We start from the raw sequence: 17,711 nt of genomic DNA on the forward strand, positions 1-17,711 counted from the left end.
CCCAAAATTTATTCACCCTCAATATCTTTAGCAACATTTGCAATCAATCCAGCAAGTGCCATTGTAACCACAATAGAAGAACCACCTGAAGAAAAAAATGGCAAATTTATTCCTGTAGGAGGCAAAAGTCCAACTGCAATTAAAATATTCATAATACTTTGAAGAAAAATTGCAAGACTTGAAATAAAGGCAATAAAAAATTTAAATCTAGTCTTAGCATAAATAGCAACAAAATATCCAAGATAGAAAAATAAAAAAAATAATACAATTGCAAGGCAAACCCCTAAAAACCCCAATTCTTCTCCAAGAACTGAAAAAATGAAATCAGAATTAGCCTCTGGAAGCTTTCCAAGTTTTATCTCTCCCATTCCAAGACCCTTCCCCCAAATACCTCCACTCTTTAAAGCATTAAGTGATGCAATTATCTGATATCCCTTCCCCGAAGGATCCTCATAAGGATTCAAGAACGCAAAAACCCTAGCAACTCTATAAGGTTCAAACATCAAAAAAAGAACAGAGATTGGCAAAAATGTAAATAAAATAGAAAACATATAACCAAATGACATTTCAGAAACAAATAATATAATAAAAAAAAGAATAGCAAAATAAATAGCCGTTGAATAATCATTTTGCAAAATTATAAGCAACCAAAAACTAGAAAAAATTAACATAGGCTTGATCCAATAAGAGATATGATTGTCTGATTTTAATTTAAATTTACTCAAATAGCTTGCAAGATAAATTGTAAAGGACAATTTAAAAATTTCTGAGGGTTGTATGCTAATACCTTTGAAAAATATCCATCTTTTTGCCCCAGAAATACTAGGAGATAAAAAGGTCACCAAAACCAATGTAAAGGTTATAAGTAATATAATAGACACTATTTTTCTTAAAAAATCTAGAGAAATTCTCTCAAAAACAAAAAATATAATAAAACTTAAAAAAAGATATTTAAGTCGCATTAAAAATAAAAAATTAGGATCCCCTGTAAGCTCCAAACTTAAAAAGAATGAAGATGTATAAAATACAATAAGTCCATAGGAAACAAGTGACCACAAAACAAGTAAATAATATTTTCTAAGTGAACTTCTATCTATAAACATAGCAATAAATTGTAAATTCATCTAATCTTTAGAGTACTTAAAGCAAGTATAGCGAATATTAAACCTATGATCCAAAATCTAATAACAACTTGCATCTCAGACCAACCAAGTTCTTCAAAATGATGATGAAGTGGTGCCATCTTAAATATTCTTCTCTTTGTTTTCTTATATACAGCGACCTGAATAATTACAGACAAAGTCTCAACCACAAAAACTCCCGCAAGAATTGCAAAAAGAATCTCACTCTTTAAAATTAAAGCTGTCATTCCAAGGATTGCCCCAATTGATAAACTACCAGTATCTCCCATCATTATTTTAGCAGGATAAGCATTAAACCATAAAAACCCAAAACTACCACCAAGCAAAGCCCCAAGAAATATTACAAGTTCTTCAGAACCTTTAATATTTGGAATATTTAAATAAGATGCAAAATCTGCTCTACTTGTAAGATATGCAATTATTATTAAAGCTCCTGTTATAACTATACTAAGCCCAATAGCAAGCCCATCAAGTCCGTCTGTTAAATTAAATGAATTAGATGCAGATATCAAAACAAACATCCCAAAAGGAATATACAAAAGTCCTAAATCTAATTTGAAAGACTTAATAAATGGGAAATAAATTACACTAACATGTTCACTTCCAAAATAGTAAAGAATACTAACCGAAATAAAAGAGAACAATATTTGCCCATAAATTTTAAACCTAGCATTAAGCCCATCTGTATTTTTTCTCTTTATCTTCAAAAAATCATCCATAAATCCCAAACATGCAAAACTAAGCATTACAAAAATCATAATTAAAAAGTAAATATTTAAAGGATTAGACCAAAACAACAAAGAGACTAAAACACAAAAAAAAATAAGAATACCTCCCATAGTAGGAATTCCCATCTTTTCATTCAAATGGCGTTTAGGGCCTTCTTCTCTTAAAATTTGATCTACCTTCAATTTCTTAAGTTTTAAGATAATAAAGGGTCCAACAAGTAAAGCAAGCAAAAACGCAAAAATAGTGGCATAAGCTGTCCTAAAAGTAATATACTTAAGCAATCTCAATCCTAAAAGATAAAACATAAAACCTCATTAATCCTTAAATATAGTCAAAAATCCTTTCAAGTCTATTTAACCTTGACCCTTTAATAACAATAAAACAATTAGACTCTAAATTTTGAACAAAAAATTCAATAAAATTTTCAAAATCATTAAAGTAATATAAGTTACTTAAATTTAAATTTTCACTCTTCTTCACCTCTTGATATTCTTTTCCAATTAAAAAAACTTTTTCAAAATCCATTAAAATAATCTCTTGAACTACTCTTTTATGCGCTTTATACGAAAATTTTCCAAGTTCTTTAAAAGCGCCAAGAACAATGAATTTTTTACCCTCAATATCAAGATCCAAAATCATCTTCTTTAAAGCCATAAAAGAACCTAAATTACCGTTATAAGAATCATTTAATACTAAATAGTCCTTCACTCTCATAAGCTCTACTCTACCCTTTTGAAAATCAGTATTCATAAGGCCCTTTTTAATTTCATCTTCTTTAAGACCAAGCAATAAAGCTAAGTTAATACAAGATATTGCATTAAAAATATTATGTCTACCTGGCAACAAAATAGAATAATTAAAACCTTTATAAGTAAAATCGTAAGAAAATTTCTCATTTAACATTGAAAATGTTTTTATCTGTAGCTTATTAAATTCAAAATAAAAAATCTTACTCTCTGGACTTCTAGAATTAGCTATTTCTCTCAAATTAGGATGATAAGGACAACTCTCATTTAAGATGACTATCTGAGTACTCTTAGTAATTATTCTACCCTTCTCAGAAGCAACAATATCTAGGTTCTCAAAAGCCTGCATATGTGCATAACTTATATTTGTAATAACAACAATTTCAGGGTTTAATATTTCAGAAAGAAGATTCATTTCCCCAATATAGCTAATTCCAACCTCAAATACAGCATATTCTTCATCACCTACAGTTCTTAAGATGCTAAGGGGAAGTCCAATATCCGAATTTAAATTGCCCCAAGTCTTACAAGTTTTATACTTTTCAGACAATATACTATAAAGCATTTCTTTTGTTGTAGTTTTTCCATTACTACCAGTAACAGCTATCCTTTTAAAATTTGTTTTTTTAATAAAATGAGATGCCAATTTCTGAAGAAAAATGATTACATCACTAGTAAGCAAAAAAACCAAATCATCTCTATTTTCTAAATATTTAATACATGCAAGCTCATATTCCTTAGAACACACAAAACATTTAACACCAATATCAATCAAATACTCAACAAAAGAAAATCCATCTACTCTATCTCCCTTATATGCAAAATAAAGACTAGCGCCACTATTCTCCCTATTTATTTCACGACTATCAATCGAATAAAATGACACAACTCTTTGCATGCTGCTTAAATGACCAATAAATTTAATATCCCTTAAAGAATCTAGAATGTCTTTAATTTTTATATGCACTAAATACCCTCATTTAAGGAATCTATTATTCAATAACATTGATATTTTTATTTTCCTGTCTCTCTAAATTTAAATAATCTCGACTAAGCTCTTCTATTCTTTCAATATTCTCCAGCTCATATATCACAGTTAACAATCTAAGATTCTCATCAACAATACTACTTTGTTCTTTATTTAAATCTTCAAACTCACGCAATCTCACAACATATCTAAAATTAAGATAAATATTTAAACATGCCACTATTGTTAATATCAAAACCAATAAATAATATAATACAGCTTCAATTTTTCCTATTCTACCCATCTATTCTTTTTACAGCTCTAAGCTTAGCGCTTCTTGATGCATTATTACATTTCTTCTCTTTAAGGCTTGGAATTATAGGTTTTTTAGTTAACACAGAATATAAATTTTTATCTAACCCCTTAAAAAATTCCTTTACAATTTTATCTTCCAATGAATGAAATGTAATAATAGCCAAAATTCCATCCTTTGCTAATTTCTCTAACCACAATGGCAAACTTCTCTTCAATCTGAAAAGCTCATCATTGACATAAATTCTTAATGCTTGGAAGGTCTTAGTTGCTGGGTTTATTTTAACATTTATCCTAGGATAATTTCTCTCAATTATATTCTGTAGCTCTAAAGCAGTTTTTATTTTTTTCACTTTCCTATATTCTAAAATAGATTTTACAATTCTTCTAGAATAATGCTCTCCGCCTAGTTCATAAATTAAATTTTCAAGTTTTTCTTTACTAAAAGTATTTACAATATCACAAGCACTAAGGCCTTCATCACTAGGATTCAGCCTCATATCCAATGTCTCTTCATTAAGAAAAGAAAATCCCCTTCCACTCTTCTTGTAATGAAACATAGACACTCCAAGATCAACTAAAATAAAATTGACCTTATCGGTTAAAGGATATTCAGCAAAAAAATCATCAAACCAAATATTAAAACATGTAATCCTATTTTTAAATTCTTCAAGAAATTTTTTCGCTCTATTTAAAATAATGTCATCTCTTTCTATACCAACTACATTTATATTTTCATACTTCCTTAAAACTGCACCTGAATGACCTCCTTCTCCTAGAGTACAATCTACAAAAATATAATCACCACTTACATATGAAGATTCTAAAAGATTAATCACCTCATCCAGAAGTACAGGGCTATGAAGAATATCATCACCCATTAATAACAAACCTATAAGTTAACTTTTTCTCCGTATCATAAACATCTCCATACTTAATCGTAAGTTCATTCTTCTCCTTAGCAAACTCAAGATTATTTATTTCAATAATACCATTATCCCTTTTTATGCTAGAAAAAGATGAATTATATTTCTCGTTTCCAGATACAACATATAAATTATTATTCAAAAGTATGCTTTGAAACTTCGCACGAAAAACGCTCGTGTTATTTAAAAATACCTCAAAGTAATAAATACCCTTAAGAGTATTTGAACCATTAACATTCTCCTTAGAGAAGTTTAAAACAAGACCATAGTTCCCAAACTCTACATCTAAATTTATATTCTTCTGTAATTCAAACATTGCGCCATCCTTACCCTTTAAAAGGATATTACCCAATGAAAAGGAAGTATCTATATTTAAATTACCTCTATTTTTTATTACAAATAATGGATTAATTATATTTCCTTTGTGTTGATCAATAACTACAACATCAAAGATTCTACTATCATCTATAAAACAGATTTTTTCATTTTTATAGACAAAATTACCAAAAAATTCCAAATTAAACCCCAAATCCTTATCAAAAATAATTAAAATACTTCTCTCGTATTCTTTCTCCTTATTTTTAGAATACAAAATTTTATAATTATTTGAAAAAATAGAAACACTTGTATTTAGAGACCTAAGTCTTATACCAATACCCAAATCATTGTCCCTGGATTCCCCAAAATCACTAACTAAATCAAATTTTTCATCTCCCACAAATTCCAAAAACGAATATAAATTAGAAAAACTAAAAAGAAAAAGAAATATAATTCTCATGGCAATCACAATCCCAAATATCTTAAACTACCATCATCATTAAGGTATAAAATTCCATCGTCAAGTTCAATATATGAAGTTATCGTATCATTGAAAAATATATTATCAAACAACTTAAAAGAATCAGCAGAATAAGTTCTTACATTTATTATCTTAGCATCTAAATCATAAAAATATATTCTATAAACCCCATAAAAAGAATCATATGAAGCCTTTAAAACAGAATTTTTATTATCAACTTTCAAAATTTTACCGTCTTCAATATTAAGTATTAAAAATGAATTCTTAGTTTCAATCAATAAATTAGAAAAATCATCAACTTCTAGAAAAGGATTAAAATTTTTAATTTTCAAATTACTTAAACGTAATACCTGTTTATATTTATCAGCTAAATTAATCACTTCTAAAGAATGCTTCTCATTCTCTCTTATTATGCACAAATATTTATTATCCAGACTTAACTTAACACATAAAACTGGAACTCCAATATCCGGTGCATCTCCACTATAAACCAAGCTCCTTTGTTTATACACATAAACTTTACCGTCAGACAGACCTAGAGACAAAATGTCATTATTATAATCAATACTTAATATTGATGCTATAAACTTTAAAGACAAAATTTTATTTCCATCAGACCCATAAACTACTAAAGATTTATATAAATCATTTAAAGCAAAAATGGCATTGCCTTTTGTAAAAACATATCCTTTAAATTTAAACGAAAATAAAAATTTATCAGTTTCTTTAAGAAACACAGAATAATTATCTTTAACCTTAGAAATCACATAACAATAATCTGAAGAGCTTACTAAATGATTATTTAAAATACTATAGTGTCCTTTATTAGAATCTAGCTTTAAAATTTTTCCTCCAATAAAGATACTCTTACTTGAAGAAATGTCAACCAAACCATAAGATTTCATCTCAAAATGCTTAAACTTATAAGAGGGAGAAATATTAATAATTGTTTTTAGTAAAAAATTAATTATTAATATCAAGATTAATAAAAAAATTAATAATAAAAAAATTTTTATTTTTCTATACTTAATTAAATTTTCTTCATTAAAATTCAAAATTATTAATATCCTTCCTTTTTTACTCTGTATGACTCAAATCCGACTGAAATTTGGCAGACCAAACATCATAAAATTTTGAAAACTTTTCTGCTAATTCCTTTTGAGAAGTAACAGTAGCTAAAATTTTTCCGGCTTGAATATAATTCAGCGCTTGTTTTGAAAATATGTAAGCCTTGTTTGATTCATACCGTACTTTAAGAAGAAATGCCCCTTCTTCTAATAGCTCTAAAGATTTAATAAGATGTTCCATTTGAACCTTATAAAAAGGACTATCAATAGTTAGATTTTTTGCCAAATTCTTAAAATCAATAAAATTCTTTACAAAAACAATAAATCTAAGATATATATCTTCTAAGAAAAGAATTGACTTAGAGTCACCTTTATTAAAATACATCCCCAAATCAATAAGGTATCCTAACTTCTTAATAATTAGAAATCTCTCTCTAGGATCTAAATTAATCACAGACTCTCTCTCAATAAGTTCACTGGGAGAGGCTAGCAAAATAGGACTTACAAACAAAGAAAAGTCAGTAATAAAATTAAAAAGATTTTGCTTAAAATTATAGTTAACCTTCAACCTAGGCCTCGTATAAAAATAATTCAAAGAGGCAATATAACTTAAAACATTTAAATTTAAATTAATAAAATTAACTGTCGCTTCAGAATCAAATGATAATTTTCCGGAATCCTTTATATCTCTTATATTATTGAAAGTTTGCAAAATAAGATTATCAATAAATAAAATTTTTTGATAATCTTCGTTATCAATTAAATCCATAAATACCCACTCATATTAATTATTGTTTTTTAAAAGGTGCTCTGCATGTTTAATACTACTGTCATTAATATTCCCACTAAGCATCCTAGCAACTTCTAAAACTCGATCATTCTCCATCAAAAGAGAAGCATTAACATAAGTCTCATCCTTACTGCATTCCTTTTTTATTAAAATATGGCAATCTGCAAGACTTGCAATATTGGCAAGATGAGTTACAACAAATATTTGCACATTATCTGCTAAATTTTTTAAATACCTACCCAAACTCACACCAGCCTCACCCCCTATTCCAGAATCAATCTCATCAAATATTACAAGCTTATCCTCACTAACATTTTGCACACTCTTAATAGCCAACATTATTCTTGAAAGCTCACCACCAGAAGCAATTCTATAAATTGGCTGTGCTTTTATGCCAAGATTACTAGAAATTAAAAAATCTACCTCATCAATACCTGTCAAGCTCATTTTCTTTTCTGTTATCGAGGCAAAAAATTCTGCATTACTCATATTAAGTTTATGTAATATTTCTGTCACTCCAGAAGAAAAGTCTAAGGCAGCTCTCTTCCTAACACCTGAAATATCAGTCGCTAATTTTTCTACTCGCTTTAACAAATTATTTAATTCTTGTTCCCTTTCTAACCTTTCAGTTTCAAAATTAAGAGATGAATGAATAATAGTACTACATCTTTTTCTCAATTCTATGATATCTTCAACATTTGGTCCATACTTCTTCTTAAGACGAGAAATATCATATAGCCTGCTCTCTACTTCCTCAACCTCCATCTCATCATAAGTCTTATCAAGAAGACTTCGGCTATAAGCTTGACCAATGTCCTCAAGTTCATAGTAAGCACTCTTAAGACGATTTTCAAGCTCAAGATAATTACTATTCATCCTAGACAGATATTCAGAGTCACCAATTATCTTTCTTATCTCACTTAAGGCAGATACATTTTCACTTAAAGTTAAGACATTCTTTAAATTTAAAAGCGAATTACATAAAGCTTCATGATTCCTAAGTTCATCTAACCTGCTCTTTAAAATTTCCTCTTCTCCTATCTTAGGATTTAAAGAATCTATATCCTTAATGATTCTCTCACACTCTTCTTTACTTTCTTGCTGTAACTTTTCTTCCGAAATAAAATTATCATATTCATTTAAAAGTTTAATGTACTTCTCATAAACTAATCTATACTCTTCTAACAAAACATTTAAATTAGCATAATTATCTAAAATCTTTAAATTATTTGATGGATTTTTCAAAATTAAATATTGCTGATTTTGAGAATGAATCTCAATCAACATATCAAAAACTGGCTTTAAGATTATACTAGAAATAGGCTCATTATTAATATAATAATTACTTAAAAAAGTGTCTGAAGATTTAGATGTAATTACTCTTTTTATAATAATAAAATCGTCTACCAATATTCCCTTAGTAAGTAAATAATCTTTAGCCTCTTTATTTGCCCTAAACTTAGCAAGTAAAACACATTCTCTCTCTCTCTCCATCATAATATTATCTTTAAGCTTTCCACCAAACAAATAATAAATTGATGACAACAATAAGCTCTTCCCACTCCCAGACTCACCTGTAAATGCTACCAAACCCTTATTGAGATTAATGGAAACTTCTTTAATTAAAACAAAATTTTTTATAAAAAGCTCAATTAACATATTAAACTCAAAAATAAATAATAAAACTCTTTATACTATAATAACTTATTTTTAAGCCTTTTCACAAAGGTATCTGTACAAAACGATGCAAAACGCAAGTTCTTATTTGCAAGACTCACTTCAAAAACAATATCAACTGCAAATTTACCAAGATTAACCCCATCAACAAAAACTGATGCTGGCTTTAGAGTATATTGCTTTTGAAATGAAAGTGTAACTTTGCTCTCAATTGAGAAAACAAAAGAGCGATTATAAACCGAATGTGGAGAAATAGGAGTTAAGATAAAAGCCTTAAGATCTGATTCTAAAATAGAACCCCCTGCTGAGAAAGAATATCCAGTCGAACCGGTAGGGGTTGCAAATATTATTCCGTCACTTCTATACGAAAGAAAATCTTCTGAATTAACCCGAAGACTTACTCCAATTAACTTATTTAGAATACTTGAACGAACAATTACATCATTTAAAGCATATTCCGTGAAAATATTACATCCATTCTCATAAGCACTCACATTAAGCAAATATTTTTTATGAATAGCTAAAGAATTATCAAAAAATTTATCTATTACTTCTTTAAAATCCCTAGGCTTTATATCTGCCAAAAATCCTACCTTGCCCAGATTTATTGAAATAATTGGAATATCAATATCATTTTTTAACAGTAAGCTACTGGCCAGTAAAACTGTGCCATCTCCCCCCAAGGTTACTGCAAAAATCAAATTCGTTTCTGCTGCCAAATCTAAAGATTTACCAACCCCTGTCATTAAACTTGAAACACCATACTCATCTTCTAAATACTTTTGTATTTCATTACCAAGTACTTCCGCATCCAAATTTGAATAATTCACATAAATCAAAACCCTACCTTTCATCACTCTCCTTGTATGGAATCTCTTCAAATTCAGCCTTGTCAAATATTCGTTCAATATCAATTAATATTAAGTATTCACTCTCAAAATTTTCCTCTCTATCAATCCTCACAACACCAGATATGTATTTTCTGTCCAAAGTTTGCAAAGTCGCAGGAGGTTCCTGCACTCTAGTAGCATCAAAACTAATAACTTTTAAAACCTTATCCACAAATATTCCTAAAAGCTTACCCTTAATATTCACGATTAAATAACCTGTTAAAATCTTATCTTCTTCTGTCTCACAAACCGAAGGAATATTGAATCTAATATTTAAATTTATTAAAGGAATAATATTTCCTCTAAGATTATAAATACCTGTAATATACTCAGGAACATTAGGTATTGCATATATGCTCTCTAGAGGTACTTTAATCACTTCCCTAATATGATCTATTGTAACCCCATAGCTTTCCCTTCCTATTTTAAAACATGCAACCTGCAACTGAGATTTTCTTTCTCTAACTTTTTCTCTTCCAAACATACCCTAATACCCTTAAAGTTATCTAAATACTTACTTATAATGCATAAAATCTTTAGATAAAAAATAAATTTCAAATGAATTTTTCCTAACAGCTTTAGGTCTAATTTTTTTAACAAGTTTGAAATAATTCTTAAGCATAGCAAAAATTTGCTCTTCCTCTCCTCCCTGAAAAACCTTAATTAATAAATTTCCACCTCTCATTAAGACCTCAGTTGCCAGTTCTACTATTTTAATATTTAAATTAAAAGAATTACTTGTATCCACCAACCTATTGCCAGTAGTTCTAGGAGCTACATCACTTAAAACCAAACTATAAGGGGCATAAGCTTTGATTTTCTGTAAAATACTATCAAGATATATATCACCCTTTATAAAATAAAAATTACTATTAAAATTAAGATTCATTTCATTAAGGTCAACCGCAACAAGTATACCATTTTTAAGTTTACCATAAGCATATTGAGAAAAACTGCCAGGAGATGCGCCAATATCTAATATATTACCAGAAGAAAATAAAGAAAATTTTTTATCTATTTCTATTAACTTATAAACAGATCTGGCAAGATATCCTTCTCTCCTAGCTTTTTGAGAATATTCATCATTAACATCATACATACAAAGCTCTTCAACACACTCATCATTATACTTTTTATTATAATTCTTATTATGAAAAATAAATTATTTTTAGATAATATTGAAAAAAATATTAATATCGTATTTTCAAAGGAACATTTTCTAAATCTCTTTAAAGATAAAGATTTAGAGCTAAAACTTAATATAAAAGAAGACATAGTAAAGAAAATTCAAGCTCCAGCCCTTGAAATAATCAAAAGAGGAGGAAAAAGAATAAGACCAACACTCATGGTTGTCCTGGCACATGCGTTAGGGCATAGCATTAGTAACACTGAAAATTTATACAAATTAAGCATGTTACTTGAATTGCCTCATTCTGGAAGTTTAATTATCGATGACATTGAAGACGGTGCCCTAAAAAGACGAGGAGCTCCTGCTATTCACTTAATTTATGGAATAGATTCTAGCATTAATACCGCAAATTTAATTTATTTTCTGCCTATGAGATTAATAAAAAATTCTAATTTAAAAGAAAGTCAGAAACTATTAATTTATGAAAATTTTTTCACAACTCTTACAAATCTTCATTTAGGACAAGGAATTGACATTGAATTTCACAATGGAACACGCATTCCAAATATTAAGGAATACATATCTTTAGTCGAACTTAAGACAGGATCTCTTTTTGGAATGGCCGGATTTTTAGCTGGAATACTTACAAACAACGAAAATAAATCTAAAAATCTTTACAATACCTTCTTAAAATTTGGAACCTATTTTCAAATAATGGATGACATTAAAAATATTAAGAATGGAACTGTAGGTAAAGATTTTGGAGATGATTTAATTGAAGGGAAAAAAAGTCTTCCTCTCATATACTTTTTAAAAGAAAAAAAATTTGATAAAAACATAATTAAAACACTAGATAAAATTAAAAAAACTCCCATAAATGAAGTAAGAGAAGAAATATTAAAATTTAGTAATATGATTAACTCATCAAACGCCATGAAGCAGGCTTTAAATCTTGCCATGTGGTATTTTAATAAATTTATAGAAGAGTTAAACTCATATAAACTTATCAGAGAGTATCAAGATATGATACTAGATATTTTAAACAAAATAAAATAGGATAACTTATGAAAAAATATATAATAATTCTAGCATTGACGAATATCATTATTCCCCTTTACGCAACAGTACCTGAAAAAGATATAAGCAAACATAAAATTGATGAACTTTACAAAGAATCAATGTTATTAAAAAATCTAAAAAAATATGATAAATCTAAATCATTATTAATGAAAATTATAACCAAGGATCCAAACCAAGTTGATGCATACCTATTGCTCTCGGAAATAGAATATTTGATGGGAAACTGGTTAGAAGCAATCAAGCAAACAAATATTTATCTAGGAATAGTTGATTTTAACGACACAACAAACTATCTTGATATTTCATGGGCATATTTTCTCATCGGAGAGTCTAGCAACTCAATGGATTACATAATAAAATTTATTCAAGAGAATCAAAATTTACTAAATACCAATATATACATACTCATTGACACCATTTTAAAAAAAGGATTTTATCATTTCATTGAAGACGAAGATTCAATATTTAATCTAATAATTAATGCTATTTTCCAAATAGAAACACATGATGATATGTTATACACACTTTTCTTACAAAACTTAGACATTATAAAACAGCTCCCTTTTTATCTATTTAATAAAATCAAAATAAAAGAGCTTGAATTACAAATGCAAGCCTTAAAGAGAATTAAAAATTCAATAAATGATATGGCTAAAATTTCTTATTTTTCCTAAAAAGTGAAACCAATATATTAATTAATATAGCCATATAAAAGGGAAAAGAAAGAGCAAAATAAGAATTCACATAGTCTTGAAAATTGAAAAAGTTGTATTCAACGAACACCATCAAGAATGAAATTGGCAAAATAAGCCACGGACTTGAAAATGAAATATATAATATACAAATGGCAAGCCAACCATTAGTTAACCCCAAATTGTAAGAATAAATATTAAGATTTATAGCAAGAAATGAACCTGCTATACTTGCTGAGACTAAAGATATAAAAATAGCAAAAGACTTAAAGTAATTACTAGTCCGCTCACCTAATACATTCTCATAATCATTCGAGCGTATAAACTCAAAAACCACTCTAACTCTCGTATAATTTATTATATAGATACTAAGACCTAAGAAGACAAAAAAACATATAACAAAAAGAGAAATAGCTAAATTATTTGCTACATCCAAACTAAACCCTGGCATAAAACCAAAATTAGCTCTCATTAAAAAACTGACTAAAAAATAACACAACATATTAATACCTATGCCTGCTATGAAAATATCATAACCTTTAATTACAAGAAAAGACAAAAAAACACCAAAAGTCAAACTAACAAGAAGTGTCATAATAATTGACATAAAAATTCCATACCCCAAATAAACAAAAAGAGATGTTAAAAATACAGCCAAAAAAGAAATCCCTTCAATAGATATATTTAAAAGGCCTACTTTTTCCGTATAAAGTACTCCAAGTGCTAAATATGCAAATATTAGAGAATGTATAAAAATAATAAACATTTATTTTTTACCTGAATTAATTAAAAATAACGAGAAAAAAATAGAAACAGCTTGATATAAACTAATAAATTCATAATTAAAAGAATAATTTATCTTAAGATAATTATTAAATTCATTCAGCATTGCAAAAAATAAACTAAAGCACAAGACATACATGTAATTAAACCCTGAAATCACAGCCACAATAAATCCACTCCAACCAAGTCCTGAGGTTAATCCTAAAAATAAATAATTTTTAAAAAATATGACAAATATTGAACCTACAAGTCCATTAAGAAAAGCACTAGTAAATACCGTGTAAAATTTATACTTAAACTCATTAACGCAAAAAAATTTACTCAGCATCTTTCTGTCGCTCAATATTTCAAGCTTTAATCCTAAAATAGTTCTCTTATGTATAAATACACAAAATCCCCAAATCAAAACACCAAATAAAAGTAAATATGGCAAAGAAGTATCAAAAGTAAATATTTTATCAATACTTTTTGTTTGACTCAAAAATCCATTTGAAACTATAAGCTTTGATATAAATCCATCTACCAATCTTTGATTTCCATAAGACATCAAAAGACCCGTAAGCATCTCATTTACTCCAAAAAAGAATGTTAAAAAAAAGGGAATAATTCCTATGAGACTAACTAAAAATGAACTTAAAATCATTATTAATACAAAATTAAAATATGTAAGTCCAAATAATTCACAAAGTACATAAGCTAAATACGCTCCAAAATAAACTTGACCCTCATGTCCAAGATTCAAGTTATTACTTCTAGCACAAGTAGAAATTCCAGTTGCGATCAACAAAAGCAATATAAAATTCCAAAACATTGCCTTAATATAAGACAAACTAAAAAAACCATCAAAAAAATAACTAATAACCAATGCACTAAATGAAAAAACTAAGAACACATATTCTTTCTTAAATGATTTCATATAAATAACAGTTCCTTTAAGCTTGCTTTATTAATATGTTCCCTCTTCATTCTAAGTACAACTTCACCTGTCTTGATAGCTAAAACATCATCAGATAGAAGCAGTAGCTCATCTAAATTAGGAGTGATTAATAATACGGGCTTCTGCTTAGCAAAATTACGAATAAAAATAGCTACTTCATTATACGCCCTATAGTCTAGATTACTAAGAGGTGAAAAACAAATCAAAAAACTCTTTGTAATATACTGCTCTCTAAAAAGAGCAAGTTTTTTTAAAGTTCCCCCAGAAAACGAAAAAGACTTAGAATAAAAAGTTTTCATTATCTTATCATCACAATATTCCATATCTTTCTTAAAAAATTCTTTAAGCTTATTAATAATAGATTCCTTAATAAAAATCTCATCCTCAAAACTCATTATTTTTGCTAAGAAGCTATCCAATATAGTACTATCATCAGAGAACAAATTTCCAATACCTAAGGGTAAAAATCCTGCCTTTAGGTCATAAATATTAATATATTCATATCTTTTTCCATTCACTTTTATACATCCCACAAATGGAATTTCTCCCAAAAATAATTTTTCCCATGTCTTTATTACCGCCTCTTCTGCAATAATTCCAAAAACCCCTCTTTCTTTTAAAGAAAAACTAATATCATACTTCCAAAAATCTTCAAAAAATAAACTAAATTTTATAAAATCTTCATTTAACTTATCATAATTAATATTTGTAGAAATAAATTTATCATCTGGTATTTCAAGCTTGCTAAGTATTGTCTCTTTGTTTGTTGTTCTAAAGCATTTACCTTCTTTTAAGATAATAAACTCATCGCTAAAGTTTATAGCACTCCCAATTTCTCTATGTGTAATAAAAAGAGAAGTAACACCTGCATTCTTAAGATTTTCAAGCAATTTAATAAATTCTTTAGCTTCTTTTTGAGAAAAGTAAGCTACGCTTTCATCAAAAATAATAATCTTTGCATTGTTCTTAAGAGAAGAAATGATAAGCAAAAGATATATCTCTTTAATATTTAAATCTTGTATTCTCTTGTCTAAATTAAAATCAATATTATAAAATTGCCTTATCCACCTATAATATCTATAGGTCTTAGATTTATTCATTGGAGCAAAAAATTTAGAATCAAACCAATAAATATTAAGATATTCCCATACTCTCAAATTCATATTAAGTTTTGGTATCTGAGATACAAGATAAATACCATTACGCTTTGCCTCGTCCACATTCCAATTTTTCTGTATTTTATTATCTACAAATACATCTCCACTATCAAAATGAACAACCCCAGCTATTATTTTAGATAAAGTACTCTTTCCTTCTCCATTTCTACCAATTACAGTCAAAATTTTGGCTTCTTCAATCTTTAAATTAACACTATCTAGAATGGGTCTCTCAATATCTGGAAAAGATTTGACTATGTTTTTAAACTCTATCATAAAATCATTCTAAATTTATCTTTATCCCAATATCACTTATCTCTTTTATCTTATCTTCAAGATCCTTCTTAATCTCATCACTAATGTTTTCTACATAAAATTTATTTAAAAAATTAAATGAAACTCCCATTTCTCCAAGACCAAGCACCTCATAAGTACCATACTTAATCTCTGCCCTTAAAGCTTTACTCAATACCTTTTCTAAATAAAATCTTTGATTTGTAATACCTGAGCCAATTATATTGTCTTTATTATTCAAATAATCTTCACTATCAAATAGAACTGCAAAAACATTGTGTTCACGCACCGATGAAAGCACTCCCTCAACAGCCGATCCCACAATAGGAAGGACTACAGAAACTTTTGAATTTAAAATTAAAGAATCCGTTAAAGCCTTTACCTTATTACTGTCGTACCAGTTCCCCAAAGTTCTAAAGAAAACTTCTGAATCTAAAACTTCACTAACTCCATTTTTAAAATAAGGAAAAATATAATCATTCATAACGGGATATTCTTGTCCAGAAATCAAGGCTACATTTTTATTTGACAAATCAAAATTTTTTAAAAATAGGCCCACATAATAACCCAAAATATAAGCTTCTTCTGCAACATTATAAGACAAGGAATACACCTGAGGATTAGTATTTTTAACCAAAGAGTCAAAAATTAAAAATTTAGTATAAGGATAGTTTTTTGAAATCTTATCAATAATTCCTTGCATTGCATTATTTGCTGTTATTAAGAAATCATATTTGTGATGACTTAATAATTTTTCAAGCAATTCTATCCATTCACTTTGGTTAAACCCAGCTTCAAATAACTTAATTTCAATATCTTTTCTCTTCTTTTGGAATTCAATCAAAAAATCATACATTCCCTTATAAGAAGGAGAACCACTAATGATCCCTGGAATAAATAATGCAATCTTTTCCCCTGGTGAAGTTTTAAGCTCTCTAATTTTAAAAAAATTAATATACACAAATAAAAATAAGCAAATTAATGAAATAAAAATCCAAAAAATTCTAATTAATAGAAATTTATTCACAAAAATAAAACACCTTTTCCTCAGAAATCATAACATCTAGTTTAATATCATTAGAACAAAAAGGTACAAAATTAAAAATTTGAAAATCAAAGCAAACACCAACTTTTAAAAAGAGCCCTCTTTGTAGAAAGATATCATAAAATCCTCCACCACGTCCAACTCTATGTCCTGTTTTACTTGAAAATGCAAGACCTGGTACTAATACAACAGAATACTTATCACTATTAAACTCAACACAAGAAATAGGTTCTAACAAATTAAACTTGCCAATCTTAAGAGAAGAGGTTCCAAAATATTTAAAAAAATTCATGTTATATCTATCTAAAATTTTTGGTAAAAAAACTTCAAAGTTTAGCTTTAATAAAGAATTTAACAATTCTTGGATTTGAACCTCAAAGCGCATAGGATAATACGATAAAATCTGACAAACATTTATATTTTCAATAAATTTTAGCAAATTTAGAGAAATAGCTACACTAGACTTATCTATTTTGTCTATTTCATAAGTTTTAAAAAACGCAGTTATTTTATCTCTAATTTCTTGCTTTAATAAGGACATGCTCATAA

The 17,711-nt window shown here is 27.9% G+C and carries 19 protein-coding genes; 2 read left to right on the forward strand and 17 right to left on the reverse strand.

Features of this window, described 5'->3' with window-relative positions; all coding sequences use genetic code 11:
* Positions 1-8: 8 nt before the first annotated feature.
* From ftsW to DB313_RS01605, 12 genes are all read right to left on the reverse strand, one after another.
* Entirely contained in the window at positions 9-1,103 is a 1,095-nt protein-coding gene (ftsW, locus tag DB313_RS01550; RefSeq protein WP_120104647.1) for a putative lipid II flippase FtsW, read from the reverse strand.
* Positions 1,104-1,120: 17 nt separating this feature from the next.
* Entirely contained in the window at positions 1,121-2,176 is a 1,056-nt protein-coding gene (mraY, locus tag DB313_RS01555) for a phospho-N-acetylmuramoyl-pentapeptide-transferase (protein WP_120104109.1), read from the reverse strand.
* A 16-nt stretch (positions 2,177-2,192) separates the two neighbouring features.
* Positions 2,193-3,584 carry a UDP-N-acetylmuramoyl-tripeptide--D-alanyl-D-alanine ligase gene (gene murF, locus DB313_RS01560; protein WP_174220836.1) on the reverse strand — a complete coding sequence of 464 codons (1,392 nt, stop codon included), beginning with the start codon at positions 3,582-3,584 and terminating at the stop codon, positions 2,193-2,195.
* A 25-nt stretch (positions 3,585-3,609) separates the two neighbouring features.
* A complete protein-coding gene (locus DB313_RS01565; protein WP_120104110.1) occupies positions 3,610-3,888 on the reverse strand; it encodes a hypothetical protein in 279 nt (92 codons plus the stop codon).
* Positions 3,881-4,777 carry a 16S rRNA (cytosine(1402)-N(4))-methyltransferase RsmH gene (gene rsmH, locus DB313_RS01570; RefSeq protein WP_120104111.1) on the reverse strand — a complete coding sequence of 299 codons (897 nt, stop codon included), beginning with the start codon at positions 4,775-4,777 and terminating at the stop codon, positions 3,881-3,883. Before rsmH ends, DB313_RS01565 begins: the two co-directional genes overlap by 8 nt.
* Entirely contained in the window at positions 4,770-5,600 is an 831-nt protein-coding gene (locus DB313_RS01575) for a hypothetical protein (protein WP_120104649.1), read from the reverse strand. The genes rsmH and DB313_RS01575 overlap by 8 nt, the downstream gene beginning before the upstream one ends.
* 5 nt (positions 5,601-5,605) lie before the next feature.
* Positions 5,606-6,526, reverse strand: a complete 921-nt coding sequence (locus DB313_RS01580) for a hypothetical protein (RefSeq protein ID WP_238614511.1) — start codon at positions 6,524-6,526, stop codon at positions 5,606-5,608.
* A gap of 172 nt (positions 6,527-6,698) precedes the next feature.
* A complete protein-coding gene (locus DB313_RS01585; RefSeq protein ID WP_120104113.1) occupies positions 6,699-7,457 on the reverse strand; it encodes a hypothetical protein in 759 nt (252 codons plus the stop codon).
* Between the two features lie 15 nt (positions 7,458-7,472).
* Positions 7,473-9,137: a DNA repair protein RecN gene (locus tag DB313_RS01590; protein WP_120104114.1), complete on the reverse strand. Its 1,665-nt coding sequence runs from the start codon at positions 9,135-9,137 to the stop codon at positions 7,473-7,475.
* Positions 9,138-9,172: 35 nt separating this feature from the next.
* On the reverse strand, positions 9,173-10,009 hold the full coding sequence (locus tag DB313_RS01595; protein WP_174220837.1) for an NAD(+)/NADH kinase: 837 nt from the start codon (positions 10,007-10,009) through the stop codon (positions 9,173-9,175).
* On the reverse strand, positions 9,999-10,529 hold the full coding sequence (locus DB313_RS01600) for a chemotaxis protein CheW (RefSeq protein ID WP_120104116.1): 531 nt from the start codon (positions 10,527-10,529) through the stop codon (positions 9,999-10,001). The genes DB313_RS01595 and DB313_RS01600 overlap by 11 nt, the downstream gene beginning before the upstream one ends.
* Before the next feature lie 30 nt (positions 10,530-10,559).
* Positions 10,560-11,144 (reverse strand): SAM-dependent methyltransferase, encoded by a 585-nt coding sequence (locus DB313_RS01605; protein WP_120104117.1) that lies wholly within the window; start codon positions 11,142-11,144, stop codon positions 10,560-10,562.
* A gap of 51 nt (positions 11,145-11,195) precedes the next feature.
* Between DB313_RS01605 and DB313_RS01610 the strand changes: the two genes are divergently transcribed.
* Together DB313_RS01610 and DB313_RS01615 are read left to right on the forward strand one after the other, a co-directional pair.
* Positions 11,196-12,230 carry a polyprenyl synthetase family protein gene (locus DB313_RS01610; protein WP_120104118.1) on the forward strand — a complete coding sequence of 345 codons (1,035 nt, stop codon included), beginning with the start codon at positions 11,196-11,198 and terminating at the stop codon, positions 12,228-12,230.
* A gap of 8 nt (positions 12,231-12,238) precedes the next feature.
* Positions 12,239-12,928 carry a tetratricopeptide repeat protein gene (locus DB313_RS01615; protein ID WP_120104119.1) on the forward strand — a complete coding sequence of 230 codons (690 nt, stop codon included), beginning with the start codon at positions 12,239-12,241 and terminating at the stop codon, positions 12,926-12,928.
* Here the strand turns inward: DB313_RS01615 and DB313_RS01620 are convergent.
* From DB313_RS01620 to DB313_RS01640, 5 genes are read right to left on the reverse strand one after another with little or no spacing between them, the layout of a single operon-like run.
* Positions 12,906-13,712, reverse strand: a complete 807-nt coding sequence (locus DB313_RS01620; protein WP_120104120.1) for an ABC transporter permease — start codon at positions 13,710-13,712, stop codon at positions 12,906-12,908. The genes DB313_RS01615 and DB313_RS01620 overlap by 23 nt on opposite strands.
* Positions 13,713-14,645, reverse strand: coding sequence for an ABC transporter permease (locus DB313_RS01625; RefSeq protein ID WP_120104121.1), 933 nt, complete (start codon positions 14,643-14,645; stop codon positions 13,713-13,715).
* Complete coding sequence (locus tag DB313_RS01630) at positions 14,642-16,099, reverse strand: ATP-binding cassette domain-containing protein (protein ID WP_120104122.1); 1,458 nt, start codon at positions 16,097-16,099, stop codon at positions 14,642-14,644. Before DB313_RS01630 ends, DB313_RS01625 begins: the two co-directional genes overlap by 4 nt.
* Before the next feature lie 4 nt (positions 16,100-16,103).
* Complete coding sequence (locus DB313_RS01635) at positions 16,104-17,144, reverse strand: BMP family ABC transporter substrate-binding protein (protein WP_120104123.1); 1,041 nt, start codon at positions 17,142-17,144, stop codon at positions 16,104-16,106.
* Positions 17,137-17,709: a 5-formyltetrahydrofolate cyclo-ligase gene (locus DB313_RS01640; RefSeq protein WP_120104124.1), complete on the reverse strand. Its 573-nt coding sequence runs from the start codon at positions 17,707-17,709 to the stop codon at positions 17,137-17,139. The genes DB313_RS01635 and DB313_RS01640 overlap by 8 nt, the downstream gene beginning before the upstream one ends.
* Between the last annotated feature and the right edge of the window lie 2 nt (positions 17,710-17,711).

The organism is Borrelia turcica IST7 (assembly GCF_003606285.1).
GTDB classification, from domain to species: Bacteria; Spirochaetota; Spirochaetia; order Borreliales; family Borreliaceae; genus Borrelia; species Borrelia turcica.

Coding starts and splice junctions, on each gene's coding strand:
- DB313_RS01640 (WP_120104124.1), bottom strand. CDS start 17,709: ATGAGCATGTCCTTATTAAAGCAAGAAATTAGAGATAAAATAACTGCG.
- DB313_RS01575 (WP_120104649.1), bottom strand. CDS start 5,600: ATGAGAATTATATTTCTTTTTCTTTTTAGTTTTTCTAATTTATATTCG.
- DB313_RS01585 (WP_120104113.1), bottom strand. CDS start 7,457: ATGGATTTAATTGATAACGAAGATTATCAAAAAATTTTATTTATTGAT.
- mraY (WP_120104109.1), bottom strand. CDS start 2,176: ATGTTTTATCTTTTAGGATTGAGATTGCTTAAGTATATTACTTTTAGG.
- DB313_RS01620 (WP_120104120.1), bottom strand. CDS start 13,712: ATGTTTATTATTTTTATACATTCTCTAATATTTGCATATTTAGCACTT.
- DB313_RS01580 (WP_238614511.1), bottom strand. CDS start 6,526: ATGAAATCTTATGGTTTGGTTGACATTTCTTCAAGTAAGAGTATCTTT.
- DB313_RS01630 (WP_120104122.1), bottom strand. CDS start 16,099: ATGATAGAGTTTAAAAACATAGTCAAATCTTTTCCAGATATTGAGAGA.
- rsmH (WP_120104111.1), bottom strand. CDS start 4,777: ATGGGTGATGATATTCTTCATAGCCCTGTACTTCTGGATGAGGTGATT.
- DB313_RS01610 (WP_120104118.1), top strand. CDS start 11,196: ATGAAAAATAAATTATTTTTAGATAATATTGAAAAAAATATTAATATC.
- DB313_RS01565 (WP_120104110.1), bottom strand. CDS start 3,888: ATGGGTAGAATAGGAAAAATTGAAGCTGTATTATATTATTTATTGGTT.
- DB313_RS01615 (WP_120104119.1), top strand. CDS start 12,239: ATGAAAAAATATATAATAATTCTAGCATTGACGAATATCATTATTCCC.
- ftsW (WP_120104647.1), bottom strand. CDS start 1,103: ATGTTTATAGATAGAAGTTCACTTAGAAAATATTATTTACTTGTTTTG.
- DB313_RS01605 (WP_120104117.1), bottom strand. CDS start 11,144: ATGTATGATGTTAATGATGAATATTCTCAAAAAGCTAGGAGAGAAGGA.
- DB313_RS01590 (WP_120104114.1), bottom strand. CDS start 9,137: ATGTTAATTGAGCTTTTTATAAAAAATTTTGTTTTAATTAAAGAAGTT.
- DB313_RS01595 (WP_174220837.1), bottom strand. CDS start 10,009: ATGAAAGGTAGGGTTTTGATTTATGTGAATTATTCAAATTTGGATGCG.
- DB313_RS01600 (WP_120104116.1), bottom strand. CDS start 10,529: ATGTTTGGAAGAGAAAAAGTTAGAGAAAGAAAATCTCAGTTGCAGGTT.
- DB313_RS01625 (WP_120104121.1), bottom strand. CDS start 14,645: ATGAAATCATTTAAGAAAGAATATGTGTTCTTAGTTTTTTCATTTAGT.